The 23,828-nt window shown below is 70.5% G+C and carries 25 protein-coding genes and 1 pseudogene; 13 read left to right on the top strand and 13 right to left on the bottom strand.

Features of this window, described 5'->3' with window-relative positions; genetic code table 11:
* Window positions 1-3: 3 nt before the first annotated feature.
* Genes BLW43_RS19745 through BLW43_RS19735 form a run of 3 tightly spaced genes read left to right on the top strand, consistent with a single transcriptional unit; the run spans window position 4 to window position 3,174 of the window.
* Window positions 4-1,458 (top strand): APC family permease, encoded by a 1,455-nt coding sequence (locus BLW43_RS19745; protein ID WP_245731144.1) that lies wholly within the window; start codon window positions 4-6, stop codon window positions 1,456-1,458.
* Between the two features lie 4 nt (window positions 1,459-1,462).
* On the top strand, window positions 1,463-2,785 hold the full coding sequence (locus tag BLW43_RS19740; protein ID WP_217632250.1) for an NAD(P)/FAD-dependent oxidoreductase: 1,323 nt from the start codon (window positions 1,463-1,465) through the stop codon (window positions 2,783-2,785).
* Window positions 2,786-2,817: 32 nt separating this feature from the next.
* A complete protein-coding gene (locus tag BLW43_RS19735; protein ID WP_093256093.1) occupies window positions 2,818-3,174 on the top strand; it encodes a cupin domain-containing protein in 357 nt (118 codons plus the stop codon).
* A 107-nt stretch (window positions 3,175-3,281) separates the two neighbouring features.
* Here BLW43_RS19735 and BLW43_RS19730 read toward each other — a convergent pair whose 3' ends face one another.
* Window positions 3,282-3,755, bottom strand: a complete 474-nt coding sequence (locus tag BLW43_RS19730) for a MarR family winged helix-turn-helix transcriptional regulator (RefSeq protein WP_093256092.1) — start codon at window positions 3,753-3,755, stop codon at window positions 3,282-3,284.
* Between the two features lie 71 nt (window positions 3,756-3,826).
* Between BLW43_RS19730 and hmgA the strand changes: the two genes are divergently transcribed.
* Genes hmgA through BLW43_RS19680 form a run of 10 tightly spaced genes read left to right on the top strand, consistent with a single transcriptional unit; the run spans window position 3,827 to window position 13,155 of the window.
* Window positions 3,827-5,194: a homogentisate 1,2-dioxygenase gene (hmgA, locus tag BLW43_RS19725; protein WP_093256090.1), complete on the top strand. Its 1,368-nt coding sequence runs from the start codon at window positions 3,827-3,829 to the stop codon at window positions 5,192-5,194.
* Window positions 5,191-6,462, top strand: coding sequence for a fumarylacetoacetase (fahA, locus tag BLW43_RS19720; protein WP_245731143.1), 1,272 nt, complete (start codon window positions 5,191-5,193; stop codon window positions 6,460-6,462). The genes hmgA and fahA overlap by 4 nt, the downstream gene beginning before the upstream one ends.
* A gap of 3 nt (window positions 6,463-6,465) precedes the next feature.
* On the top strand, window positions 6,466-7,416 hold the full coding sequence (locus tag BLW43_RS19715; RefSeq protein WP_093256087.1) for an MBL fold metallo-hydrolase: 951 nt from the start codon (window positions 6,466-6,468) through the stop codon (window positions 7,414-7,416).
* A 13-nt stretch (window positions 7,417-7,429) separates the two neighbouring features.
* Entirely contained in the window at window positions 7,430-9,046 is a 1,617-nt protein-coding gene (locus BLW43_RS19710; RefSeq protein WP_093256086.1) for an FAD-dependent monooxygenase, read from the top strand.
* The gene (locus BLW43_RS19705) at window positions 9,046-9,246 is read left to right on the top strand and encodes a DUF2783 domain-containing protein (protein WP_093256084.1); all 201 of its coding nucleotides are present in this window, start codon (window positions 9,046-9,048) and stop codon (window positions 9,244-9,246) included. Before BLW43_RS19710 ends, BLW43_RS19705 begins: the two co-directional genes overlap by 1 nt.
* A complete protein-coding gene (maiA, locus tag BLW43_RS19700) occupies window positions 9,236-9,877 on the top strand; it encodes a maleylacetoacetate isomerase (protein ID WP_093256083.1) in 642 nt (213 codons plus the stop codon). The genes BLW43_RS19705 and maiA overlap by 11 nt, the downstream gene beginning before the upstream one ends.
* A gap of 32 nt (window positions 9,878-9,909) precedes the next feature.
* Window positions 9,910-10,926 (top strand): TRAP transporter substrate-binding protein, encoded by a 1,017-nt coding sequence (locus tag BLW43_RS19695; protein ID WP_093256081.1) that lies wholly within the window; start codon window positions 9,910-9,912, stop codon window positions 10,924-10,926.
* Window positions 10,926-11,375 (top strand): TRAP transporter small permease, encoded by a 450-nt coding sequence (locus BLW43_RS19690; RefSeq protein ID WP_093256079.1) that lies wholly within the window; start codon window positions 10,926-10,928, stop codon window positions 11,373-11,375. The genes BLW43_RS19695 and BLW43_RS19690 overlap by 1 nt, the downstream gene beginning before the upstream one ends.
* Window positions 11,372-12,682: a TRAP transporter large permease gene (locus tag BLW43_RS19685; protein ID WP_093256078.1), complete on the top strand. Its 1,311-nt coding sequence runs from the start codon at window positions 11,372-11,374 to the stop codon at window positions 12,680-12,682. Before BLW43_RS19690 ends, BLW43_RS19685 begins: the two co-directional genes overlap by 4 nt.
* Window positions 12,679-13,155, top strand: a complete 477-nt coding sequence (locus BLW43_RS19680) for a MarR family transcriptional regulator (protein WP_093256076.1) — start codon at window positions 12,679-12,681, stop codon at window positions 13,153-13,155. Before BLW43_RS19685 ends, BLW43_RS19680 begins: the two co-directional genes overlap by 4 nt.
* A 183-nt stretch (window positions 13,156-13,338) precedes the next feature.
* On the opposite strand, the gene phnX is transcribed toward BLW43_RS19680, so the two are convergent.
* The 12 genes and pseudogenes from phnX to BLW43_RS19630 all read right to left on the bottom strand — a co-directional run bounded on the left by phnX (window position 13,339) and on the right by BLW43_RS19630 (window position 23,725).
* The gene (phnX, locus tag BLW43_RS19675; RefSeq protein ID WP_093256074.1) at window positions 13,339-14,130 is read right to left on the bottom strand and encodes a phosphonoacetaldehyde hydrolase; all 792 of its coding nucleotides are present in this window, start codon (window positions 14,128-14,130) and stop codon (window positions 13,339-13,341) included.
* 2 nt (window positions 14,131-14,132) lie between these two features.
* Complete coding sequence (locus tag BLW43_RS19670) at window positions 14,133-15,290, bottom strand: TIGR03364 family FAD-dependent oxidoreductase (RefSeq protein ID WP_093256101.1); 1,158 nt, start codon at window positions 15,288-15,290, stop codon at window positions 14,133-14,135.
* Window positions 15,287-17,323 (bottom strand): putative 2-aminoethylphosphonate ABC transporter permease subunit, encoded by a 2,037-nt coding sequence (locus BLW43_RS19665; RefSeq protein WP_093256073.1) that lies wholly within the window; start codon window positions 17,321-17,323, stop codon window positions 15,287-15,289. The genes BLW43_RS19670 and BLW43_RS19665 overlap by 4 nt, the downstream gene beginning before the upstream one ends.
* Before the next feature lie 11 nt (window positions 17,324-17,334).
* Window positions 17,335-18,411 (bottom strand): putative 2-aminoethylphosphonate ABC transporter ATP-binding protein, encoded by a 1,077-nt coding sequence (locus BLW43_RS19660; RefSeq protein WP_093256071.1) that lies wholly within the window; start codon window positions 18,409-18,411, stop codon window positions 17,335-17,337.
* Between the two features lie 104 nt (window positions 18,412-18,515).
* Window positions 18,516-19,526 carry a putative 2-aminoethylphosphonate ABC transporter substrate-binding protein gene (locus BLW43_RS19655; protein ID WP_093256069.1) on the bottom strand — a complete coding sequence of 337 codons (1,011 nt, stop codon included), beginning with the start codon at window positions 19,524-19,526 and terminating at the stop codon, window positions 18,516-18,518.
* A gap of 83 nt (window positions 19,527-19,609) precedes the next feature.
* Window positions 19,610-20,038 carry a hypothetical protein gene (locus BLW43_RS23145; protein WP_139284156.1) on the bottom strand — a complete coding sequence of 143 codons (429 nt, stop codon included), beginning with the start codon at window positions 20,036-20,038 and terminating at the stop codon, window positions 19,610-19,612.
* Between the two features lie 55 nt (window positions 20,039-20,093).
* Window positions 20,094-21,113, bottom strand: coding sequence for a DUF3616 domain-containing protein (locus tag BLW43_RS19650; protein ID WP_175479015.1), 1,020 nt, complete (start codon window positions 21,111-21,113; stop codon window positions 20,094-20,096).
* Window positions 21,114-21,480: 367 nt separating this feature from the next.
* Window positions 21,481-22,209, bottom strand: a pseudogene (locus BLW43_RS24785) (phage terminase large subunit family protein); the annotation flags it as partial.
* A complete protein-coding gene (locus BLW43_RS19640) occupies window positions 22,157-22,330 on the bottom strand; it encodes a hypothetical protein (RefSeq protein WP_245731142.1) in 174 nt (57 codons plus the stop codon). The gene BLW43_RS19640 and the pseudogene BLW43_RS24785, both read right to left, overlap by 53 nt.
* 210 nt (window positions 22,331-22,540) lie before the next feature.
* Entirely contained in the window at window positions 22,541-22,747 is a 207-nt protein-coding gene (locus BLW43_RS19635; protein WP_093256066.1) for a DUF6511 domain-containing protein, read from the bottom strand.
* Window positions 22,740-23,003: a hypothetical protein gene (locus BLW43_RS23140; RefSeq protein WP_139284155.1), complete on the bottom strand. Its 264-nt coding sequence runs from the start codon at window positions 23,001-23,003 to the stop codon at window positions 22,740-22,742. Before BLW43_RS23140 ends, BLW43_RS19635 begins: the two co-directional genes overlap by 8 nt.
* Window positions 23,000-23,725 carry a zinc ribbon domain-containing protein gene (locus BLW43_RS19630; RefSeq protein WP_245731141.1) on the bottom strand — a complete coding sequence of 242 codons (726 nt, stop codon included), beginning with the start codon at window positions 23,723-23,725 and terminating at the stop codon, window positions 23,000-23,002. The genes BLW43_RS23140 and BLW43_RS19630 overlap by 4 nt, the downstream gene beginning before the upstream one ends.
* Window positions 23,726-23,828 lie beyond the last annotated feature (103 nt).

Here is a 23,828-nt window from a genome sequence, read left to right as displayed (position 1 = left end):
CCAGTGAGCAATGCCTCTTTGACCGGCGTCTCGCCGGAAGGATCGCGCCTTGCGCGCGGATCGATCGGAACGACGCACATCGTCTTTTTCGTCGTCGCGGCGGCGGCCCCGCTCGCGTCGGTCGTGGGCGCGTCGCCTGCGGCCTTCGCTTTCGGCAACGGCGCGGGGGCGCCCGGCGCCTTCCTGCTGGTCGGGCTGCTCTACCTGCTGTTCTCCGTCGGCTTCACCGCGATGGCGCGCCATGCGGGCCCGGCGGGCGGGTTCTATGGCTATGTCTCGCGTGGGCTCGGGCGCCCGGCGGGCGTCGGCGCCGCCGCGGTGGCCATCCTGACCTACAAGGCGATCCAGCTTGCGGTCTATGCGCTGTTCGGCGTCTTCGTCTCGGCTGCCGCGGCTTCGTTCGGGATCGATCTGCCATGGTGGGCGGCGGTGCTGGCGGCGATGGCGGCGGTCTGGCTCTGCGGCGCGCGCAACATCGCCTTCTCGGGACGGCTCCTGGCGGTCTGCATGCTGGCGGAGGTTGCGATCCTGTTCCTGCTCAGCGTCGGCATCCTGCTGCGCGGGGGCGGGCCCGAGGGGATCGACGCCACCTCCTTCGCGCCGGCGACGGTGTTCGCGCCGGGCCTCGGCGTCGCGCTGGTGTTCGTGCTCGGCTCGTTCATGGGGTTCGAGTCGACCGCGATCTTCGCGAGCGAAGTGGCGCGCCCCGAGCGGACCATCCCCCGCGCGACCTACGCCGCGGTCGGGCTGATCGCCGGGTTCTACGCCTTCTCGACCTGGGCGATCACGCAGTATTACGGGTCGTCGCAGGTGCAGGAGACCGCCGCCGCCGGCATCGAGACCTTCTTCTTCACCGCCGCCGCCGACGTGCTCGGCCCCTGGTCGGTGGCGACGATGGAGGCGCTGCTGATCGTCAGCCTGTTCGCGTCGGCGCTGTCGTTCCACAACACGCTGAACCGCTACTTCCACGCCCTCGGCCGCGACGGCGTGCTGCCCCGCGCGCTGGGCGCGGTGCACGCCGTGCATGGCTCGCCCCATGTCGCGGGCCGGGCGCAGGCGCTGGTCTCCGCCGCGCTGCTGGGCGGCTTCGTGCTGGCGGGGGCCGACCCCTACGCCACGGTCTTCGCGCTGTCCTCGGCCGTCGCGGTCATCGGCATCCTCGCGGTGCAGATCGCGGTGAGCCTGGCGATCCTCGCCTATTTCCGCGCCAATCCGCTCGGGCTCGGGCTGGGAACGAGGATGCTGGCGCCGGTCGCGGCGCTGGTCGGCCTCGCCCTCGCGCTGGTGCTCGTCATCGCCAACCTGCCGCTGCTCGCGGGGGCCGACAGCCCGGTCACCTGGGCGCTGCCGTGGCTCGTGGTCGCCACCGCCGCCGCGGGCGCCGCCTTCGCGCTGTTTCTTCGCAATCGCCGGCCCGCGCTCTATGCCGCGCTGGGCTCGGCCATCACCGAGGTCTGACGCCATGAACGCTCTCGCCCCCGCCGTCATGAACCGGCTCGACGCGCTGAACTACTACACCGTCACCCGCAAGTACGACCTGGCCTTTCCGCGCCTGACCGACGACGTCGACGCGGACGTGGTGGTGATCGGCGGCGGCTTCTCGGGCGTCAACACCGCGCTGGAGCTGGCCGAGAAGGGGATCACGAACGTCGTGGTGCTCGAGGGCCGCCATCTCGGCTTCGGGGGCACCGGCCGCAACGGCGGGCAGGTGATGGCCGGCATCGGCCACGACATCAACGCCGTGAAGAAGCATGTCGGGCCGGAGGGGCTGGAGACGCTGTTCCGCATCTCGAACCTCGGCGCCGGCATCATCCGCGAGCGCATCGCCCGCTACGGGATCGACGCGGATTTCCGGCAGGGCTACGGCTACCTCGCCTACAACGCCCGCCAGATGAAGACGCTCAGGGCCTGGGAGGCCGAGTTCAGGGCGGTCGATCCCGACGAGGACATCGCGCTGCTGTCGGGGGCCGACGTGGCGTCGGTGATCGGCTCGGACGTCTACGCCGGCGTGCTGAAGCACATGGGCGGCGGGCATGTGAACTCGCTGAACCTGCTGCTGGGCGAGGCGCAGGCGCTGGCCGGCCATGGCGTGCGCCTGTTCGAGAACAGCCCGGTGATCGCGGTCGAGTACGGCGAGCGGATCACGGTGCGCACCGGCGCGGGCTCGGTGCGCGCGGCAAAGCTGCTCTGGGCCTGCGACAGCTTTCTCAACCGGCTCGAACCCGCCATCCAGGGCAAGACGATCACCACCTACTCGTTCCAGATCGCCACCGAACCCCTGCCCGAGGAGATGGTCCTGCGGATCAGCCCGATCCGCGGCGCCTACAGCGACATCCGCCCGGTGATCGACTACTTCCGCGTCACCAACGAGAACCGCCTGCTGTTCGGCTCGGCGACGCAGCTGCTCGAATATGTCCCCGAGGACCTCGCGGGCTGGAACCGCGCGCTGATGCTGAAGGTGTTTCCCTACCTCAAGGATGTTCGGATCGATCTCGCCTGGGGCGGACCGATGGCGTGCTCGGCCAACCTCTTTCCCCAGATCGGCACGCTGCCGGGGCGGCCGAACGCCTTCTATGTGCAGGGCTATTCGGGCTTCGGGGTCACGCCCAGCCACATCGTCTGCAAGGTTCTGGCCGAAGGCATGAGCGAAGGCTCGGCCCGCTACGACCTGATGAGCGCGATCCCCCACGCCGCCATTCCCGGCCATGACGCGCTGCGTCCGGCCGTGATGACCGCCGCCAAGACCTGGCACCAGCTGTCCGGCTACTTCAACGGCCGCCGCTGACGCCTCCCTTCCCGAAAAAACGGAGACCCGCGATGCTTGCGATCAATTCCCGGACGATCCCCGACCTCGCCCCCTGGGGCACCGTCGCCGATCTCGGCGCCGAGATCCTCGACGGCGAGGCGACGATCTTCGGCGCGATGGCCCATGGCGCCCCTGACGCGCCGCTGTCCTGCGGCTGGTTCGCCGTGACGCGCAGCAGGTTCCGGATGACCTACCCCTTCAACGAGCACGCGGTTGTCGTCGAAGGCTCCGTCGCCCTGACCGACGAGCGCACCGGGGAGCGGCGCGTCTACGGCGTGGGCGACGCCTGGTTCGTCGAGAAAGGCGCGATCGTCCTTTGGGAGGTCGCCTGCGATCGCTTCGTCAAGAACTACCTCGCCGCCGCCTGACCCCGGCGTCGCGCCGCCGCCACGCGCCTGCGGTCGCGCCGCCGGCACCGCAGGCCCCGCCCTCCGAACCGCCCCGCCGGGCGCGGCGGCGCGTTCCCGCCATGATCTCAATCGCCGACCCCTGGCGGCGGCGGCTCGTCCCCAGGCGTCGCAAGCGCCGCGAGGCACCGGCGCAGCGCCGCCTCGTCCTCGGGCGCGAACTGCGCCCAGAGCGCCGCGTCATAGGCGCTGGCGATGGCGGCGACGGCGTGGAACGCCTCGACGCCCGCGCGGCTGAGGCTGAGGGTCTCGACCCGCCGATCCTTTGCGGACGGGCTGCGGATCAGGAAGCGCTTCTCCTCCAGCGCCCGCACGGCGCGTGAGATCTTGGTCTTGTGGATGCGCGCGCGGCGGCCGATGTCGGTGGCGGTCATCTCGCCGAAGCGCGCGAGGTGGAACATCACCCGCCATTCGGTGCGCAGCATCCCGTAGCGGTCGCGATAGGCGGCCTGGAAACCGGCGCTCGCGGCCTCCGCCGCGAGGTTCAGCATATAGGGCAGGAACGCCGACAGGTCGAAGTCGGTCTCGACGGGTTTGGCCATGGCGCACGATAAGGCGTTGTTGGTTACAAACGCAACCTTTAACAAAGCAAACAGATTCGGGAGGGACAGCCATGTACGACGAGACCACGACCTCCGGCCTGATCCGCGCCGCAACGCCCGTCGGCACGCGGGCGGGCTACATGCCGGGCTTCGGCAACGACTTCGAGACCGAGGCGCTGCCGGGCGCGCTGCCGCAGGGCCGCAACAGCCCGCAGCGCTGCGCCTACGGGCTCTATGGCGAGCAGCTTTCCGGCACGGCGTTCACCGCGCCGCAGCACCGCAACGAGCGCACCTGGTGCTACCGCATCCGTCCGTCGGTGAAGCATGTCGGGCGCTTCGTGCGCATCGACATGGCCCACTGGAAGTCGGCCCCGAACGTCATCCCCGACGTGACCTCGCTCGGCCAGTATCGCTGGGATCCGGTTCCGCACTCGGATGAGGCGCTGACCTGGGTCACGGGCATGCGCACCATGACGACCGCCGGCGACGCGGGCGCCCAGTCGGGCATGGCGGCGCATGTCTATCTCGTCACCGCTTCGATGCAGGACGAGTATTTCTTCTCGGCCGACGGCGAACTGCTGGTGGTGCCGCAGGAGGGGCGCCTGCGCTTCTGCACCGAACTGGGGGTCATCGACGTCGAGCCGAAGGAGATCGCGATTCTGCCGCGCGGCCTCGTCTATCGCGTCGAGGTGATCGACGGCCCGGCCCGCGGCTTCGTCTGCGAGAACTACGGCCAGAAGTTCGAGCTGCCGGGCCGCGGCCCGATCGGCGCCAACTGCATGGCCAACCGCCGCGACTTCAAGACGCCCGTCGCCGCCTTCGAAGACCGCGACGCCCCCAGCCGGGTGATCGTGAAATGGGCGGGCGAGTTCCACGCCACCGAGATCGGCCACAGCCCGCTCGACGTGGTCGCGTGGCACGGCAACTACGCGCCCTGCAAATACGACATGCGCGACTACTGCCCGATCGGCGCGATCCTGTTCGACCACCCCGACCCGTCGATCTTCACCGTGCTGACGGCGCCTTCGGGCGTGGAGGGGACGGCCAACATCGATTTCGTGCTGTTCCGCGAGCGGTGGATGTCGATGGAGAACACCTTCCGCCCGCCCTGGTACCACAAGAACGTCATGTCGGAGCTGATGGGCAACATCTACGGCGAGTACGACGCCAAGCCGAAGGGCTTCGTCCCCGGCGGCATCAGCCTGCACAACTGCATGCTGCCGCATGGGCCGGACAACGACGCCTTCATGAAGGCGAGCCTCGCCGAACTGCAGCCGGAGAAGCTCGACGAGACCATGTCATTCATGTTCGAGACGCGCTTTCCCCAGCGGCTGACCGAGTTCGCCGCCAGGACTGCGCCGCTTCAGGACGACTATGTCGAATGCTGGTCCTCGCTGCGCAAGCGGTTCACTGGCGCGCCGGAAGGCGACTGGTCGTGACCGGCGGCCTGCTGCGCAGCTGGGTCGCCGGCGCGAACGATCCCGACGGCGACTTCCCGCTCAACAACCTGCCCTGCGGCGTGTTCTCGCCGCCGGGCGGCGCGCCGCGCTGCGGCGTGGCGATCGGCGACAACGTGCTGGATGTGGCGGCGCTGGAGGGCGCTGGACTGCTCGCAATCGGGCCCGGGCCGCTTTTGGCGCGCCCGGCGTGGAACGACCTGATGGCCGCCGGCCAGCCGGTCTGGCGCGCCCTGCGCGCGCGCCTGACCGCGCTGCTGGCGGAGGGCGCCGCCGAGCGCGAGACGGTCGCGCCGCACCTGACGCCGCTGGCCGCGGCGACGCTCCACCTGCCTTTCGACGTGGCGGAGTACACCGATTTCTACGCCGGTCGGCAGCACGCCGTGAACGTCGGCACGATGTTCCGCGGGGCCGAGAACGCCTTGCCGCCGAACTGGCTGCACATCCCCATCGGCTACAACGGCCGCGCCTCGACGGTCGTCGTCTCCGGAACCCCGGTCCGCCGCCCGCTGGGCCAGACCAGGGCGCCCGACGCCGACGCCCCTTCCTTCGGTCCCAGCCGCCGCCTCGACATCGAGCTGGAGCTGGGCGCGGTGGTCGGCCAGCCCTCGCGCATGGGCGAGCCGGTGACGGTGGCGCAGGCCGACGCGATGATCTTCGGCTACGTCCTGCTCAACGACTGGTCGGCGCGCGACATCCAGGCCTGGGAGTACCAGCCGCTGGGGCCGTTCCAGGCCAAGGCCTTCGCCACGACGATCAGCCCGTGGATCGTCACGCGCGCCGCGCTCGACCCGTTTCGCACGCCGACGCCTGCGCGCGAGACGCCGCTGCTGCCCTACCTGCGCGAGCCAGGGCCGCTCGGCTACGACATCGCGCTGTCGGTCGAGATGCGCCCCGCAGGCTCCGACCGCGCGACCGTGATCAGCCGCACCAACGCGCGCGAACTCTACTACGCCTCCGCCCAGCAGCTGGCGCACCACGCAAGCAGCGGCTGCGCCATGCGGGTCGGCGACCTGCTCGGCTCGGGCACGATCTCCGGCCCCGACAGCACCGCCTACGGCTCTCTGCTGGAGCTGACCTGGGGCGGCAAGGAGCCGCTGACGCTCGCGACCGGCGAGACCCGCAGCTTCATCGAGGACGGCGACACGCTGAGCCTGCGCGGCCATGCGCAGGGCGCCGGCTTCCGCATCGGCTTCGGCCCCTGCGACGGCGCGATCCTGCCTGCGCCCCAATTCCCAACGGAGAACTGACCGATGACCAAGGCTTTCGCGTCGCAGGGCGACCTGAGCGACAAGGCGATCAGCTTCACCGAGGTCGGGCGCGACCTCTGGGCCTTCACCGCCGAGGGCGACCCCAACACCGGCGTCATCATCGGCGACGACGGCGTGATGGTGGTGGACGCGCAGGCGACGCCGAGGCTCGCCGCCAAGGTGGTCGAGAAGATCCGCGGCGTCACCGACAAGCCGATCACCCATGTCGTGCTGACCCACTACCACGCCGTGCGCGTGCTGGGCGCCTCGGCCTACGGCGCGAAGGACGTCGTCATGGGCGCCAAGGCCCGCGCCATGGTGGTCGAGCGCGGCGCCGAGGACTGGGAGAGCGAGTTCCGCCGTTTTCCGCGGCTCTTTCAGGGCCATGAGGACATCCCCGGCCTGACATGGCCGACGCTGACCTTCGACCGGGCGATGACCGTGTTCATGGGCCGGCGCCGCGTGGACCTGAAGCATCTCGGGCGCGCCCATACGGCGGGCGACATCGTGGCGTTCGTGCCGGACGCGAACGTGATGTTCACCGGCGACATCGTCGAGTTCCATTCCGCCTGCTACTGCGGCGACGCGCATTTCGCCGACTGGCCCGCGACGCTTGCCGCCATCCGCGCCCATGACGTGGACGCCATCGCCCCCGGCCGCGGCGACGCGCTGGCGGGGCGGGCGCAGGTGAACGCGGCGCTCGACGCCACCGCCGACTTCGTCGGCTCGACCTTCCGCTCGGTGGCGCGGGTGGCGCAGGGCGGCGGCAGCCTGCGCGAGGCGATGGCGGCCTGCCGCGCGGCCTGCGACCCGAAGTTCGGCGACTACGCGATCTACGAGCACTGCCTGCCGTTCAACGTGGCGCGCGCCTGGGACGAGGCGCTGGGGATCGACACGCCCCGCATCTGGACCGCCGAGCGCGATGCGGCGGTCTGGGCCGAGCTGCAGGGTTGAGGGAGGTTTCGCCATGCCCGCCTACGCCTACGCGCCCTTCGGCTTCACGCGGCCGCCCGAACTCGACGGCCGCGGCGCCGAGGCGCCGGTCGCCATCGTCGGCGCCGGTCCCGTCGGGCTGACGCTGGCCATCGACCTCGCCACGCGCGGCGTCGCCAGCGTCGTGCTCGACGACAACGACACAGTGTCCATCGGCAGCCGCGCGATCTGCTGGGCCAAGCGCACGCTGGAGATCTTCGACCGTCTCGGCGTGGGCGACCGGATGCTCGCCAAGGGCGTGACATGGAAGGTCGGCCGGCTGTTCCATGGCGCGGAGGAGGTCTATTCCTTCGACCTGCTCCCCGAGGCCGGCCACAAGCATCCCGCCTTCATCAACCTGCAGCAGTATTACGTCGAGCAGTACCTGATCGAGCGCGCGCGGGACTTCCCCGAGCTGATCGACCTGCGGTTCCGCAACGCCGTGACCGCGCATGAGGACTTCGGCGACCATGTCCGCCTCAGCGTGTCGACGCCCGAGGGCGACTATGCGCTCGCGGCGCGCTGGATGGTCGCCTGCGACGGCGCCAACTCGCCCACGCGGCGGCGCATGGGGCTGGTCTGGCAGGGCCAGACCTTCGAGGAGCAGTTCCTGATCGCCGACGTCGAGATGGCCGACAGCCCCTTCGGCGACCGCGACGCGCCCGAGCGCTGGTTCTGGTTCGACCCGCCCTTCCACGCCGGCAAGTCGGCGCTGCTGCACCGGCAGCCCGACGACATCTACCGCATCGACCTGCAGCTCGACGCCGGGTGCGACGGCCGCGCCGAGGCGACCGAGGAGAAGGTGACGCCGCGCATCCGCGCCATGGTCGGCGACCGGCCGTTTCGGCTGGACTGGATGAGCGTCTACCGCTTCCGCTGCGTGAAGCTGGAGCGCTTCGTCCATGGCCGGGTGATCTTCTGCGGCGACAGCGCCCATGTCGTGTCGCCCTTCGGCGCGCGCGGCGGCAACGGCGGCGTGCAGGACGCCGACAATCTCGGCTGGAAGCTCGCCGCCGTGCTGGCGGGCGACGCGGCCGAGGCGCTGGTCGAGACCTACCACGACGAGCGGTCGCACGGCTCGGCCGAGAACATCCTGAACTCGTCGCGCGCCACCAACTTCATGACGCCGAAAAGCCCCGCCGAGGCGCTGTTCCGCGCCGAGGCGCTGCGGCTGGCCCATGACCAGCCCTTCGCGCGGCGGCTGATCAACTCGGGTCGGCTGTCCACGCCCTGCTCGCTGGAGGGCTTCGCGCTGCAGACGCCTGGGACGGCGCCGGTCGCGCCGGGGCGGCCCGCGGTGGACGCGCCGCTCGACGGCGGCGCCTGGCTGCTGCCGCTGGTTCAGGGCGCCTTCACGCTCGTCGGCTTCGGCGCCGTCGCCCTGCCGGACGCGCCCGGCGTGCGGCGTCTCGGCGTGGCGCAGGCGTCGGACGCCTACCCGTGCCACGGAGACGCCTCGGGCCTCGCGCGGGCGCGCTATGGCTCAGGGCTCGCCTACCTGTTCCGCCCCGATGGGCATGTGGCGGCGGTTTTCGACGCACCGACGGCCGCGGCGGTGTCCGCCGCGCGGCGCCGGGCGCTCGGGGCCGCGCCGATGAGGGAGGTCGCCTGATGGCCGACGCCGAGACCGCGCCCGATCGCCTGACCGACCCGGACGGCTTCTACGAGGCGCTGATGCGCGCCCATGACGGGCTCAGCGAGGCCGGAAGCCACGCCCTGAATGCGCGCCTCGTGCTGCTGATGGCGGCCGAGATCGGCGACGCGGACCGTCTGGCGACGCTGCTGCGCATCGGTCGCGCCCATGCCGGCTGAGATCGTCCTGCACGACTACTGGCGCAGCACGGCGAGCTGGCGGGTGCGCATCGCCCTGCATCTCGCCGGGCTGCCGTTCCGCACGGTCGCCGTCGACCTGACCGCCGGCGCGCAGACGGCGGCGGCCCACCTCGCCGTGAACCCGCAGGGTCTGGTCCCGGCGCTCGAGATCGACGGGCTTCGCCTCACCCAGTCGCTCGCCATCCTCGACTATCTCGAGGACACCGGCCGCCTGCGTCTTTTGCCGTCCGACGCGGCGGCTCGGGCGCGGATGCGCGCCGTGTGCCTCGCGATCTGCGCCGACCTCCACCCCGTCGCCAACCTGCGGGTGCTGAACCGCATCGGCGCGCTCGCGGGCGACGCCGCGCGCGGCGACTGGGCGGCGGGGACGATCCGTGAGGGGCTGTTCGCCGTCGAGGCGCTGCTGGCGCAGTTCCCCGCCGGCCGGCACGCCGTCGGCGACGCGCTGACGCAGGCCGACCTCTGCATCGTCCCCCAGCTCTACAACGCCGCCCGCTGGGGGGCAGAGACGCGCGACCTGCCGCGGTTGACCGCCGCGGCGGCGGCCGTCGCCGAGCATCCCGCCTTCCTCGCCGCCCACCCCGACGCCGTGCGCGCCGAGGCCGCTTGACCGAACAACCAGAAACCCGGAGGAGACCCCCGATGACCGCCAAGACCCTCGCCGCAGCGCTTGCGCTCTCGCTGACCCTGCCGCTTCCCGGCCTCGCCGCCGATGTAGAGCTGGTGCTGTCGAGCTGGCTGCCGCCGCGCCACCCCATCGTCGTCAACGCCATCAGGCCCTGGGCCGAGGAGGTCGAGGCCGTCACCGAGGGCCGCGTCAGCGTGCGCGTGCTCGGCAAGGCGGCCGGCAGCCCGCCGGCGCATTTCGACATGGCGCGCGACGGCGTCGCCGACATCACCTACGGCCTGCACAGCTTCAGCCAGGACGACCGCTTCAAGGGCTCGCAGATCGGCCAGTTCTCGTTCATCGGCGACGACGCGGTGTCGGCGTCCGAGGCCTTCTGGACCGTCTACACCGAGGATCTCGGGGCCCAGGCCGAGCACGCCGGAACCAGGCTGCTGGGCCTGTTCGTCCACGGCCCCGGCCTGATCCACAACAACGTCCGCCGCATCGAGACGCCGGCGGACTTCGCCGGCCTGAAGATCCGCGTGCCCGGCGGCTACATCGCCGAACTGACCGCGGCTCTGGGGGCGGACGCGCTCTTCATGTCCTCGCCCGAGGTCTACGAGAAACTGTCGCGCGGCGTGATCGACGGCGTCGCCTTCACCTATGAGGCGCTGACCGCGTTCAACCTCACCGACTATGTGAAGTTTTCCCTGAAGGCGCCGGGCGGCGTCTACAACACCACATGGTTCCTCGTCGCCAACGAGGCGCGCTGGGCCGAGATCTCGCAGCAGGACCAGGCGGCGATCGAGGCCATCTCGGGCCTCGCCTTCGCGCGCCGGGTCGGCGAGGCGTGGAACGGGGCCGACGCCGCGGCGGTTTCGGAGATCGAGGCGGCCGGCATCGATGTGCATCCCGCCTCCGACGCCGTGGTGGCCGCGATCCGCGAGAAGGGCGCTGCGCTTGAGCAGGCCTGGGCCGCCGGGCTGGGCGAGGGGCGCGACGGCGCGGCGGCGCTGGCCCGGTTGCGCGGCATGACGGGCGTCTCGAACTGATGGCCGGAAAGCTCGCTCGGGCGCTGGAGGTCGCGGCGGCGACGCTGCTGCTGGCGCTGATGGCCGTCACGATCATCGACGTCGTCGGGCGCTACCTGCTGGAGGCGCCGCTCGTCGGCGCCTTCGAGCTCACGGAGCTGCTGCTCTGCGCCATGGTCTTCGCCGCCCTGCCGCTGGCCAGCCGGGACGGTGGCCATGTCGAGGTGGACCTGCTGGCCGGCGCGCTGCCCCGCGGCGCGGCCGAGGCGCTTGCGCGCGCGGCGGCGGCCATCTCCGCCGCCGTGCTGCTCTACTTCGCGTGGCGGCTGGTGATCGTGGCGCATGACCTGATCGGGACGGGGGCGCGCTCGAACGCGCTGGTGATCCCGTTCGCGCCCTTCGCCGCCTTCGGCGCGCTCGCCTGCGTGCTGGCCGCAGGCTTCGGCGTTCTGCGGGAGTGGCGGCGATGACCCTGTCCCTGATCGCGCTCGGCGTGCTGCTGGCGCTGATCTTCGCCCGCGTGCCCATCGCCTTCGCGATGGCGCTGGTCGGCGCCGTCGGCTTCGCGTCGATGCGCGGGTGGGAGGCGGCGGGGGCGATGGTCGGCGCCGCGGTGTTCGAGACCGGGCGCAGCTACTCGCTGTCGGTGGTGCCGCTCTTCATCCTGATGGGCGCGATCCTCGCCAAGTCGGGCATCGCGCACGGCCTGTTCGCCGGCGCCGACCGCCTGTTCGGCCGGATGCGCGGCGGCCTGGCGCTGGCCACCGTGCTCAGCTGCGGCGGCTTCTCGGCGGTCTCGGGCTCGTCGCTCGCGACCGCCGCCACCATGTCGCGCGTGGCGATGCCGCCGATGCGGCGCTTCGGCTACGCCGACAGCCTCGCGGCCGGCTCGATCGCCGCCGGAGGCACGCTCGGCATCCTGATCCCGCCTTCGGTGATCATGATCATCTACGGCCTCCTGACCGAAAGCGACATCGGCAAACTGTTCATCGCGGGGCTCCTGCCGGGGCTCTTGGGCCTTGCGCTCTATCTCGTCGCCGTGGTGGTCGCGGTGCGGGTCGATCCTTCGCTCGCGCCGCCGGTCTCGGAGCCGGCGCCGATGAGCCGGCGCGACCGCCTCGGCGTCGCCGGCACGCTGGCGCTCTTCGTCTTCATCATGGGCGGCATCTATGGCGGCTTCTTCACGCCCATCGAGGCGGCGGGGATGGGCGCGGGCTTCGCGCTGCTGCTGGCGCTGGCGATGCGCGGCCTGACGCGGGCGCGCTTCGCCGAGGCCTGCCGAGAGACCCTGCTCGCCTCGGCGATGATCTTCGCCATCATCATCGGGGCCGAGATCTTCTCGGCCTTCGTCAACTTCGCCGGCCTGCCCGACGCGCTGGTTGATCTGGTGTACGAATTCGAACTGTCGCCCTGGGCGGTGATCGCGATGATGGTCGCGATCTATCTCGTGATGGGCTGCGTGTTCGAAAGCCTGTCGATGATCCTGCTGACGGTGCCGGTGTTCTATCCGATCGTCGCCCAGCTCGATTTCGGGGCCGGGCCGCTGGCCGACCCGGAGGCGGCGGTGATCTGGTTCGCCGTGATCGTCGTGGTCGTGACCGAGATCAGCCTGATCACGCCGCCAGTCGGCATGAACGTCTTCGTGCTGCGCGCCACGCTGCCCGACATCGAGCTCCGGACCATCTTCCGCGGCGTGCTGCCGTTCTGGTTCGCCGACATCGTCCGGCTAGCGATCCTTCTGGCGGTTCCGTCCCTCTCGCTGCTGCTCCTGCGATGAGCGCCGATACGCGCCCCGTCGCCGCCGAACCCGGCCCGGCCGGGGAGGCGTACCCGCCGACGGGGCGCTCGCTGCCGATCGCTCTGCTGCGTGCGCGCGAGAAGGTGATGGCCCCGATCCGCGAGATGCTCGCCGGCGCGGGCGTCACCGAACAGCAGTGGCGCGTGCTGCGCGTGCTCGACGAGCGCGGCCCGCTGGCGCCGTCGGCCATCTGCGCCGAGGCGTGTCTGCAGGCGCCCAGCCTGTCTCGCATCATCCAGGGGCTGGTCGAGAAGGGGCTGGCGGCCCGCCTGACCGACGCCGGCGATCGTCGCCGCCAGCGGGTCTCGCTGCTGCCGGCAGGCAGGGCGGTGATCGTCGCCAATCGCGCAACGTCGCGCCGCCTCGCGCAGGATATCCAGGCCCGACTGGGCAAGGAGCGCCACGACCAGCTCCTTGACCTGTTGCAGGCGTTGAACGCGCTCGATCCATGAGCCGTGGCGCGCGCAGGCGCGGCGAGCCTTCGGGTTCATGCCGGACCTGCTCCGATACCCGAGAACGCCGCCATCGGGCGCTCCGAGGAATCGGTTCGGCTCGGTTCACCGCCGGGCGCCGGCTTCGGCCTGACGGGAGGCGGGTGGCGGAGCAACCACGACCGAGCGGCAGGCTTCCCCGTCTCAACGCGCGGCGCGCGCTTCGATCTCATTGAGGAGGTCTGGCAGATCGGCGACCGAGTCGATCACCCAGTGCGCACCCGCCGCGAGGAGCTTGTCGCGCGCCGCCGCGTTGCGGGCGTCGCGCTTGGCTGCTGGCAGGGCGGCGACCTCCTGGGGCGAGAGGCCCATCTCGTTGCCGCTGAGGCTCACGCCCACCGTCCAGGCGCCGGCGCGCACGCCTTCCATGACGCCCACGGGCGTGTCGTCCACTTTCACCACGGTCGAAGCGTCCTCGATCCGCAGATCGAGAAAGGTCTTCCACATCATCACCGGCGTCGGGCGGCCGGCCCAGAGATCCTCGGCGCAGACCATGTTCTCGGGCGCATAGCCCTGCGCCGCCGCGAGCGGGGTGACGCGGGCCATGATCTGGCGCGTGTAGCCGGTGGTCGAGCCGAGCCTCATGCCCCGCGCCTTCAGGGCCGCGACCGTCTCAAGGGTGCCCGGGATCAGGTCGCAATGATCGACGACGACCTCCGCGTTCAGCGGGACGAAGACCTCGTAGATCTTCCGGGCCGCAGCTTCGTCGAAGGCCGCGCCGTGCGCCGCCCGCCACTGCGCGGCGATCTCGGGCTGGGCGCCGAGCGCCTTGATGTGGTCGAGCTTGGCCATGCCCATCGGCTCGCGGGCCTGCGCCACCGTGAGGGTGACGCCGAAGCGCGCGAAGACTTCGACGAAGGCGCCCATGGGCGCGCGCGAGCCGTAGTCGATCACGGTGCCGGCCCAGTCGAACACGGCCGCCTTCAGGTGGGGCATGGTCAGGTCTCCGTCTTCAGGGGCTGCGCGTCGAACAGGTCGGCCAGGACGTCCTCGCCGAGCGCGAAGGCGGTGGAGGCGCCGGTGCCGCCGGTGACGATCAGCAGGCGGACATCGGCGGCGGGCCGGTCATGGAAGATCACGTCGCGGCCCGAGGCGTAGGCGCCCGTCCAGCGTTCGACGACGCGGCGGCCCGGCAGCGGCAGCACGCGGTCGAACTCGGCGAGGATCAGGTCGTCGAGCGCTTCGCGGGCGAAGGGCGCCGGCGCGTCGCCATACACATGGCTGTCGCCGACGACGAAGGAGCGGTCGGCCGACTGCACGGCGATGAGGTGGATGCCGGCGTCGAGCTCCGGGCCTTGCTCGCGGCGCAGAACCTCTGCGAGCGCGGCGGCCTCGGGCAGCGCCGAATAGCCCTCGTAGCGCACCAGCGACAGGTCCGACATCACGGCGGCGCCGAAAGCGGGCGCGCCGGGCGCGGCGAGGCGCAGCATCTGCAGGGTGCAGATCCTGAGCCCGGCGGCGGCGATGCGCTCGGGGAAGAGCGCGGCGAACTCGTCGCCGGGGCAGACGACGACGGCGCCGGCGTCGAATGTTCCGGCCGACGTCTCGATCCGCGGCGGCGTCACCGCATGCGCCGCGGCGCGGCGCAGGAAGCTCACCCCCTTCGCGTCCTCCAGCCAGCGGGCGAGGCGCGGGATGGCGTCCCGGCTCTCCACGCGCAGTTCGTGCGGGCTGTGGAGGATCGCCGCGGCGTCTTCGCAGGCCAGCGGCGGCGCCATGCCGCGCGCTTCGGCGCAGGTCACGAAGCGGCAGCCCTCGCCCATCTCCGTCGCCGCGAAGGCGTCGAGCACGGCGGCGGCCTCCGGGCGGCGGCCGAGCACGAGCAGCCCCTCGTGCAGCACCTCGATCCCGGCCTGGGGCGCGATCCCGGCCCAGATGTCCCGGCTGCGCTTTGCGCGGGCCCAATGCGCGCCCCGCCGCTGGCCGGTGATGGTGACGAAACCGAAATTGCGCACCGAGGCGCCCACCGCCTCGGCGCTGCGGTCCACCACCAGCACGCGCAGGCCGCGGCGCACCCCGGCGTACGCGGTGGCGAGGCCGACGACGCCGGCCCCCACCACCGCGAGGTCGTAAGGACCGCGCCCCGGGGCCGTCATCGCGCGCGCCATGCCTGCAGCGAGCCGAGCACGTTGCGGCTGAAAAGGCCGTAGAGGATGCGCACGGCGGCGTTGGTGTAGAATATCATCATCGCCATCGCCGCCGCCGGCGCGATGTCGCCTGCGTCGTCCATGTTCAGCACCGCGACGGAGGCGAGGTTGGTGCTGGGCGAGTAGAGGAACACCACCGCCGAGACCGTCGTCATCGCGTTGACGAAGTAGTACATCCACATCTCGCCGATGGCGGGCAGGCAGCAGGGCGCGCTGACCCGCGTCATCGTCCGCAGGAACGGCTGCTTCAGCGACATCGACACCGCCTCGAACTCGCCGTCGAGCTGCTTCAGCGCCGTCGTCGCGGTGATGTGCGAGACGGTGTAGAGGTGCACTATGGTGTTGATCACGAGGATCGCCATCGTCCCGTAGAGGAAGTTGAACGGGTTCGACGGGTCGTTGAAGAAGAAGATGTAGGCCAGACCCAGCACCATGCCGGGGATCGCCATCGGCATCATCGCAAGGAACTGGAGCCCGATGCGCCCGGCGACGAAGCCGCGGCCCTTCTCCACCAGGTAGGCGCCGATGAAGACGAGCACGGCGCCGATCGTCGCGGCGAAGAAGGCGAGCCGGATCGAGTTCCAGTAGGCCGCCCAGCCGCCCCCGTCCATCTTGTTGAACTGGTAGTGCTGGAAGCCCAGCGTCAGGTTGTAGGGCCAGAACTTCGCCAGCGCCGCGAACTGGCACATGAACAGGATGCCAAGGATGAACACCGAAACGGCGATGCAGTGGCCCAGCATCCAGCGGTCGCGTCGCACGTCCTCGTCCGGCTGGTAGGGCACCGCCTTGGAGGAGAACTGCGCCGTCTGCGCGCGGGAGATCACGCGGTCGACGGTGAAGGCGATGACCGCGGGGATAAGGAGCACGATCGAGACGACCGCGCCGATCTGGAAGTTCTGCTGCCCGATCACCTGCTTGTAGATGTCGAGCGCCAGCATGTTGTAGTCCCCGCCGATCACCTTCGGCACGCCGAAATCGGTGATTACGAGGGTGAAGACGACGAACGCCGCCGAGATCAGGCCATAACGCGCGCCGGGCAGCGTCACGGTCCAGAAGGTGCGCCGCTTGGAGGCGCCGAGCACCTCGGCGGCCTCGTAGAGTCGCTGGTCGGCGCCGCCGAGCGCGATCGTCATGATGATGACGGCATGGGGAAAGGTGAAGAAGACGGAGGCCATCACGATGCCGATGGGGCCGTAGATGGAGGCGCCGAACAGCAGCGGCGTCAGGATCCCCTGATTGCCGAAGAGATAGACGAGGCCGATCGCCGGCAGCAGCGAGGGCACGAGGATGGGCACCGTCGAGATCAGCCGGAACCATTCCTTGTGGCGGATGCGCGTGCGGGTGAGCGCGTAGGCGAAGCCGAAGGCGAGGGGGACGTTGATCGCGACCACGATGGCGGCGATCACGAAGGAGTTGCGGATCGAGTCCGACAGCGACTTCTGGCTGAAGTAGTAGCCGAAATTGCCGAGCCCGTAGCTCATCTGCGGCCGGACCTGGATGCGGCCGAGATCGGCCGCGGGGACTTCGATGGTCTGGCCCGGCGCGCTGAACTCCTGCCCGAGCAGGAGCTGGCCGCCGGCGCTGGAGGCGTCGGTGACGCGGTAGGCCTCGACGCCCGCGCGGGCGGGTCTGGGGATGATGCGGACGATCTGGACGCGGGTGCGTTCGGAGGCGCGCAGGCCGTCGTTGACGACATAGCCCGTCTCGTCGATCCAGGATTGCAGGCTGCGCGGCGCCTCGAAGGCGCCGCCCCGCCCGAAGGCGATGGTGATCTGATCGGGCGTGAAGGCGTACTGCTGCAGCGCCTTGGAGAAGACCATGCCGATCGGAAGCACCAGTGCGAGCACGAGGTAGAGCACCAGCACGCCGATCACGCCGCGCTGGGCGATCTCGTCGCGCGAGGCTCTGGGCCTGATCGGACGGTTGTCCTCGGTGGCGGAGGCGACGGCGCCAGGGGCGGCTGGATCGGCGGCGGTGGCCATGGGCGCGCTCCTCAGGACAGCGGCGGGTAGACGCGCAGGCGCTCGGGCGGCAATGCGACCGGCAGGCGGCTGCCCTTGGTCAGCGCCATGCCGCGCACGAGGTTCATCGACAGGTCGGCCTTGAGCCGCGCCTCGCCAAGGGCGGCGTCGATCACCGTCGCGCGCATGTACGAGCCGCAGAACTCCTCGGCGTCGATGGTGACCTCGAGCGCGTTCGCGTCTCCGGGCGCGACGCCCTGCACCTTGATGTCCTCGGGCCGGATCGCGGCGAGAGCGCGGCCGTCGCCGTTGATGTGCGCGGTCTCGGCGGCGAAGCGGGCGCTGCCGATCTCGATCATGCCGGGCCCGGCCACCCGCGCGGGGACGAAGTTCATCGCGCCGATGAAATCGGCGACGAAGACGCTCGCGGGGCTCGTGTAGATCTCGACCGGCGAGCCGACCTGCTCGACCCGACCCTGGCTCATCACCACGATGCGGTCGGCGAGGCCGAGCGCCTCTTCCTGGTCGTGGGTGACCATGATCGTGGTGATGCCGAGGTCGCGCTGCAGATCCTTCAGCTGGCCGCGGAGCTGGATGCGCACCTTCGCGTCGAGCGCCGAGAGCGGCTCGTCGAGCAGGAGAAGCCCCGGCTCGGTGGCGAGGGCGCGGGCGAGCGCGACGCGCTGCTGCTGGCCGCCCGAGAGCTTGGCGGGGTACTTGGCGCCCTGATCGGGCAGGTTCACCTGCGCCAGAAGGCCGGCGACCTTCTTGCGGATGTCGGCGCGCGGCATCCCCTTGCCGACGAGGCCGTAGCCCACGTTGTCGGCGACCGTCAGGTTCGGGAAGAGCGCGTAGGACTGGAAGACGATGCCGAAGTCGCGCTCGGAGGGGGGCAGGGCCGAGATGTCCCGCCCGGCCTGTTCGATCATGCCCTCGGACTGGATGTCGAGGCCTGCGATGGCGCGCAGCAGCGTCGTCTTTCCGCAGCCCGAGGGCCCCAGAAAGCAGACGAACTCGCCCTTGCCGATGTCGAGGTTCACGTCGCGGAGCGCGGTGAAATCGCCGAAGCGCTTCGAGACGTTGCGGATGCGCAGATAAGGCTCGGGCATGGGGCGTCCTCGAATTTCGGGCCGGTGGCGCGTGGGTCGGCGCGGGCCCGCGTGGGGCGCCGCGCCGCATGGCGGACGGTGCTATCGGGCCGGGGCGCCGGCGCCTACTTCGCCTCGGACTTGCCGTCGTAGCGGCTGGCCCATTCCTTGAGGATGCGCTCGCGGTTTTCGGCGGCCCAGAGGAAGTCGTTGTCGATCATCGCGTCGAGCCCGCCCGCGGGGTAGTTCTCGACCGGCTGCGCGACCGACGGAATGGCGACGACGGCGTAGCCGACGTTGTACTCCTTCATCGCGGCCTCGGAGACCGCCCAGTTCAGCAGCGTCTCGGCCTCGGCCCGGAAGTCGGTTTCGGCCACGATCGCGGCCGATTCCATGTCCCAGCCCGAGCCTTCGGAGGGGAACACGACCGCAAGCGGCGCGCCGTCGGAGATCGCCTTGGCGCCGGTGAAGGCGAAGGATACGCCGATGGTGACCTCGCCGCGGGCGGCGTCCTTGCAGGGCTTGGAGCCGGAATGGGTGTAGAACTTGATGTTCTGGTGGAGCCTATCCATGAAGTTCCAGCCGCCTTCCTCGCCGAACATCTGGAGCCAGGCCGAGACGTCGAGGAAGCCGGTGCCCGACGAGGCCGGGTTCGGCATCGCGACATGGCCGGCGTATTCGGGCTTGGTGAGGTCTTCCCACGACGTCGGCGCGGCGAGGTTGTTCCGCTCCAGTTCGCGGGTGTTGACGCAGAGCGCGGCGATCCAGGCGTCGAGGCCGACCCAGGACGGCGTCTCGTCCTGGTCGACGAAGTTCGGATCGAGCCGCTCGATCCCCTCGGGGCGGAACGGCGCGAGCATGCCCTCCGACTTCATCAGCAGCAGCGAGGTCGCGGCGAGGCCCCAGATCACGTCCGCCTGCGGGTTGTCCTTCTCGGCCAGAAGCTTGGCGGTCACGACGCCGGTGCTGTCGCGCACCCAGTTGATCGTGATGTCCGGGTGAGCGGTCTCGAAGGCCTTCTTGTAGCGGTCGAGATCGACGGCTTCGAAGGCGGTGTAGACGGTCAGTTCGGTCTGTGCGGCGGCGGCCGCGGCTGAGAGCAGCAGCGCGGCGGTGGCGCGAGCAAAAAGGGTCATGGGAGCCTCATGGGTGAGCGGACCGGTTCGACCCTCACTCCCCCCGGCGACGGACTGATGACAATTTTGTCATCTCTTTTCGCTCAGGTCGGCGCGGGCGGCGCCGTCAGGTTGCGTTCGAGAATGCCGAGCGGCCCCAGCGGATCATGTTCGGCCATGATCCATGGCGGCGGCGGCGCCGTCACCGCGCTCCCCGTCGGCGTGAAATCTTCTTCTTCTTCAACACTTCTGCGCGGACGGTCGTGACCGCGTCGGCGTCGTCCGCGTCGAGGGTCGCGACCGTTGAGGATCACGCCGCGTTCGCGCGCCTGGCGCGGCCGACGCCTGCCAGCGGCAATATCTCGCAGGCTGTCGAGCGCAGGCGCGCCGAGCCGGGCCGCGAGCGGGAGTGTCGGATCACGTTGCGCGGCAGGCCAGTTCGGGCGGGCCAATGAGGCGATGGTCAGGCGCGGCGCCTTGCATGGGTGGTTTGAACAGGCGCCGGAGTGCGATTCACGCCATGTCAGCAGCATCAGAGATCCATGGCGTCGATCGGCGCCTGAACCCCGCGCCGATCCACGGGCCCGGCTATCGCGAGGCGCGGTACCGTTGCGCGACTTGGTTTGCGTCGGCGCCGTCGAATACGACCATCAGATCGTAGCCGGCGGCGTCCTCGGCCAGCACCGCGAGCCCCTCGGGCCTGGCGCCGGGAGCGGACGCGATGGCGCCAAGCAGTTCGACGCGCCCCAGCTCGGCGCCGGCGCCGGGCAGCATGTCGACCCCGTCCCAGCGCAGGAGCTGGAAGCCGTCCTCGCCGTCGCCGACAGGCCCTGCGATCATCAGAAATCCGTCCGACACCGCTTCGAGCGAGCGTATCCCGCGACCGCCCAGCTGCACGAAGCGCAGCTCATAGTCGTCATGGTCCTCGGGATCGAACACCATCACCGGCACGAAGTTCTCGCGCAGCACCGGTCCGCGGAACCCGACCCAGAGCCGCCCGTCGCGAAACGCCAGCCCCTCGATGTCGACGCCGTTCTCCTTGCTCGGCGTTGCGCGAAAGCCCGAGAGCACCGGGTCGTTGGCGATCTCGCCGCGCAGCGAGAACCTGTCGCGCTCCTCCAGCGCGCCATTTTCGCCAAGGCGCAGCACGAGCACATGCTCTCGGCTGCGCTCGCGCTCGATCCCGTCGAAACGCAGCCGCTTCAGGTTCGTCCCGCGCCGGCTGTCGGGATCGGTGAGCTTGCGCTTCCTGCCATGGGAGCCGATGGCGTAGAGCGTGTCGCCATCGACCGCGAAGGCCTCGAGATCGAGTTCGCGCCCGTCGCGCTTGTCGCCCTGGAAGACCGGGACGGTCCGGTGGAGCCGCCAGCGATCAGCGCCCGTCCGCTCGAACAGCTGGATCACGGTGACGTCCCGCTCCGCTCCGACGCCCTCGTCGGCGCCGAGCGCGAGGAAGCGCCCGAGTCGCGCGGCGGCGCTGATGTCGGACGCCGCAGCCACCTCGCCGACGAGCGCGACGTCGCCGATCGGTTCAAGACGCGCGCTGGCCGCCGCCGAAAGGGCGCAAGACGCGCTCAGCAGCGCCGTCCACATGGCTATCCGTTTCATTCCGCAGCCGCCTCCGATGATGCATCGCGTCCAGGCAAGGGCTCGGCCCTCCGGCGTCCGACATGGCATCGTCCGGCGCGCCGACGTCGCGACGGGTGGCCTTGATCGGGACCGCCCCGCGACGAACCTTTCCATTTAGCGAAAAAGCCTGAACAATTTGATCGTTCGCCCATCGCGGACGACACTGCCTCCGGGAACGCCCTCGATCATGGGTCAGCCTGTTCTCCTGAGCGGGGGGCGGGCGGATGGCCAAGCGCCGCTGCGCCAAGGTCGGGTCAAGGTCGGGTCTCTCCCGTCCCACGCGCTGAGCGATGGATGGCCTCGCGGCACGACGCAACCTCGACGACGACGCGCAGCCGCATGCCGATCGGGTCACGCTCGCCTCCTGAACGGCTGTTCGCCTCGTGCTGCGATGCGCCGAGCGGCCTGACGCAAGCGGGGGCGAGCGCCGGTGGGCGTTGGTCGAGCTGCCGGCCCCCGGCGACCGCCCGTAGGCGTCGACCTCGTCGAGGAAGATGTAGCGCGCCGGGGTCGAGCGCAGCCCGACCGCCGAGTTCGCGCCGGTCATGATCAGGATGCCGCCCGCGAACTCCTTGGACAGCATGGTGTTGCCCGCGTCGCGGGACCTAGCCGGTTTGACGCGGTCCCGCAGCTCGGGGCTCTCGTCGACCAGCAGGTCGATCCGCTGGCGCGAGTTGCGCTTGGCCAGTTCCACGGTCGGCTGGACGGTGAGCATCGGGCCCGGCGCCTGATGGATGGCGAACCCGATCCAGTTGTTCCCGGCCTCGGTCGCCCCGACCTGTGCGGCCTTCATGAACACGATCCGCTGCGTGGGATCGCCGGGCGACAGCTGGTCCATGATCTCGCGCATGTAGGGCGTGCGCACCGTGCGATACCGCCCCGGTTCGGCCGAGGCGCGGCCCGAGAGCATGCAGTGCCGGTCCGCCCATTCCGTCACGGTCAGGTCCGGGTCGGGCCGGAGCCCGCTGCCCCAGGTCCGCAGGATCTCGCCCGCGCCGTCGAAGTCCGTCAGGCCATCATCGTCACCGGAAGTCGGGCCGGACCTCGGCGAGTTCGTCGAGGTGGGCGCGTACATGTTTCTCCAGCACCTTCTGCATCGCGGCTGGCTCCACTGTGATCGGCTGGCCCGTCGCGTCGCTGCACGAGGCCGAGATCTCGGCCGCCATCAGCGCCGCCGCGCGCGCGGGCCAGTTCACTCATGCGTCCCGTTCCTCCCGCGCCAGCCGGAACACCAGCGCCAGCGCGCGGGCCCGCTCGATCAACTCTCCCTTCAGCTTCTGCATGGCCGAGGCGCGAGCCGCCGAGATAGTCGCGGGGCGGCCGCGTGGCCTGATCGGCGGTGAGCGCCCGATCGACGGCGGCGTTGACCTGCTCCGCGAAACTGGGCCGATGATTGTAATCGAGGGTCAAAACGGCACCTCCGGCGTCGGCGCCCGGGCGATGTCGGACATGGCCTCGCGGAAGCCCTCGACGGCTTCCTCGATCAGCGCGCGCACCTGCGCCTCGGTCAGATCCGCAAGCGGGGTGGCCCAGCCGATGTCGTCCATCAGCAGCGCCACGCGCTTCATGGTGGCGGTGATCGCGGCGCGCTCTTCCTCGGTCAGGTCAACCATGGCGAAACGCTCCCGCGCCAAGCGCGTCCAGAAGGACTGGCAGGGCATTGAGCAGAACCAGACCGAGGGCCGGGGTCGCCCCGTGCGCGAACGCGCACATTTCGATGATCGTGGTGGCGAAGCCGCCGGGCGGTGCGGATCGAACCAGCCAAAACCACGGGTGGGTTGTCGGCAGACAGCACAGAGTGTTCCACGCGGATGCCAGAGCCGCCGCCGGTCCTCGGCCTTGATGGATGTGAAGGCGGTCATGGGTCATGCCGCCCTCCGTTCGGGAGAGGCCGCCGTGTCGATCAGCTGGCGGATGGCGCGCTTGTTGAAGCCGAAGGTCATCAGCGCCGAGGCGCGGTAGCGCGTCAGGCCGAAGTCATGGCGGCACTCGGGCGGCAGATACTGCAGCTGCTTTTCGGTCGGCGGCTGGCGCAGCCAGGAGCTCGTCTTGAAGGCGCTCTCGTCGGTCTCGTGCGTGTTCAGCCAATCGTCGGCCTGCGCGAGGCAGACGGTGCGCTCGCCGACGCCCAACAGGTGGGGGCGTTCGCCCTTCGCTCCGCCGATGGCGTGCCAGACACCGTCCAGCCAGAAGATGCCGCCCCAGGCCGCGAAGCCCGTGGCCATCAGCGCATCATCCGTGCCGTAGAGGTCGACCCAGGCGAAGCTGGACCGCTTCAGCAGGTCGATCTCGGTCATCATGAAGCCCGACAGCGGCGCGGCGGCCCCGGCATCCAGATCCTCGCGCGGGAACGCCTCGCCGCAGAGCGGGCATTCGGTGGCGGCCAGCGGGATCTCCGCCTCGCAAGCCGGACAGGTCTTGGTCGGCGCCTCGCCGGTTTCGGTCTTGCCGTCGAGATCGACATCCTGTTCCAGCGTGCCGTGGATCAGGCTCGAGGTGCCGAAGTCCAGCACGACGCAGTCGATTTTGACGATGTCGGGGTGCTCCTCGGGGTCGACGGTGCGCAGCCCGCGCCCGACCATCTGGATCATGGTGGATTTGATCCTGCCCCGGATTGGTGGACACCCATGCTATGGCTTTCGAGCCAGGAGAGGAGTGTCCGATGGCGAGCAGGAAGCGCCGACATTTTCCGGA

The organism is Rubrimonas cliftonensis (genome assembly GCF_900107585.1).
Lineage (GTDB): Bacteria > Pseudomonadota > Alphaproteobacteria > Rhodobacterales > Rhodobacteraceae > Rubrimonas > Rubrimonas cliftonensis.
This window is presented reverse-complemented; position numbering and strand designations above follow the sequence as displayed.